Here is a 1,770-nt window from a genome sequence, read left to right on the forward strand (position 1 = left end):
AGAGCGGATGCCTCGACTTCACGCCGCGCCGCGTGGTCACGGTTCCGGCTGGGGTCGCCGGTCCGGGTCGGCTCGCCGACGCGGCGGTGGCGGCCGCAGCGTCGTCGCCGTCGGTCGGCACGCGATTCGTCGTGACCGAGGCGTATCGCGATGCCGCCGCGTTCGCCGAACACCTCGCCGCCCCGCACGGCACCGTCTTCAACGCCGCACTCGGCCCGCTGATCGTCGAACGCGGCTCGGTGCTGACCTTCCTGACGTCGCTCGGCTGACAACGGGTATGGGGCGGCCGATCGACGGTCCCGCGACCCGCGGTCGATGCGGCCGGCCCGCGCCGTTACGCTTGGGGGTCGACCACGAGGAGCACCAGCACCATGAAACCCGGACCGAGGCGCAGCGTCAGCCAGGTCGACATCGTCGATGCGGCGTTCGAGATCCTCGAGCAGAAGGGCTTCGCCGCCGTCTCCGTGCGCGGCGTCGCCGCAGCGCTCGGCCTCACGCCCACGGCGATCTACACCTACTTCCCGTCGAAGAACGCGCTGCTGCGCGCGATGGTCGAGGAGCTGCTGTCGAGCCTCGACCTCGCTGCGGCCGCCGACGTCTCGGTCGACTGGCGTTCGCGCGTGCACGCCCTCGCCGCGGCGATGCGCGCACGCATCGCCGAGCACACGGGCGCCATGGTGCTCGTCACGAGCGGTCCGCTCGACGGACGCCACGCGCTGGGACTGAACGAGACGCTCATCGCCGGCTTCCTGGCCGAGGGGATGTCGCAGGGCGACGCCGCCCGCGCCGCCTACGCCGTGCGGGCCCACGTGCTCGGGGTCGCCGCCCTCGACGCCGCCGAGCGGGTCGACGACGTCGAGAACGCCGCCGACCGGTCGACGGCCGGCGCGCTGTGGTCGGATGCCGCGAGCCATCCGCTCACCGAGGCGACCGATCACCTCGTGTCGGGCGACGCGGAGCCGTCGGCGTTCGTGTGGGGGCTCGATCGACTGCTCGACGGCGTCCTCGCGGGCAGCACAGCGGACGACACAGCCACCGCCTGACGCCGGCGCACCTCCGCGGCGCGCACCCCGCGCATCCGATCGCGCCAGACTGACAGCGTGCTGCCGAGGTCACGGAATGCCCTATGGAGGCCGCGCGCGGGTACTCCGCCCAGTGCATCAAATGAGGACGAGCGTCCGTGCCGACTGCCATGCTGGTCCCGTGTCCAGTGATCCCCCTGCCGAAGGCAACCAACCGCCGTACACACAGCCGATCCGGCTCGTTGGCGGCGTCAACTTCACGACGTGGCCCGATCTCAAATGGAGCCGAGGGAACTCACACGTCTCCGCCCTCCAGGCGAAATTCGGCGAGTGGCACGCCAGTGCGCCAGTGTCCGTCGACGCTGTGTTGTCCGAAGACCGCCAAGGGATCGATCTCGTGGCGCGAGTCCCCCGTGGGATACCGAAGCATGAGTGGTCGCTGGATCTCGGCGACGCCCTGCATAACCTCCGAAGCGCATTCGACGCCGTGGCATGGGGAATGGCGACGTTCAAGGATGCGAGCCCGACGAACCCCCGGAAAGTCACGTTCCCGATCTGTGAGGAAGAGAAGCAGTGGAACGAGGCGGTGAAGACTTGGGTCAGTGAGATTCACCCTGAGTTTCAGGAGCGGCTCCGGATCATGCAACCGTTCACCTACGCGGCAGGGGGCTTGTCGGTGTTGTCGATGCTCCACGGTCTAGACATCCAGGACAAGCACCGCGACATCCTGACGGTCTCAGCTGATCTG

At 69.3% G+C, this 1,770-nt stretch carries 3 protein-coding genes; all 3 read left to right on the forward strand.

The window, feature by feature from the left end:
• Window positions 1–32: 32 nt before the first annotated feature.
• Complete coding sequence (locus VIP82_RS10295; protein WP_331908225.1) at window positions 33–269, forward strand: hypothetical protein; 237 nt, start codon at window positions 33–35, stop codon at window positions 267–269.
• A gap of 102 nt (window positions 270–371) precedes the next feature.
• On the forward strand, window positions 372–1,043 hold the full coding sequence (locus VIP82_RS10300) for a TetR/AcrR family transcriptional regulator (protein WP_331908221.1): 672 nt from the start codon (window positions 372–374) through the stop codon (window positions 1,041–1,043).
• 160 nt (window positions 1,044–1,203) lie between these two features.
• A partial coding sequence (locus VIP82_RS10305; RefSeq protein WP_331908223.1) for a hypothetical protein occupies window positions 1,204–1,770 on the forward strand: 567 nt, incomplete at its 3' end.

Origin of the sequence: Microbacterium sp. (assembly GCF_036566905.1) — a bacterium.
Classification (GTDB): Bacteria; Actinomycetota; Actinomycetes; order Actinomycetales; family Microbacteriaceae; genus Microbacterium.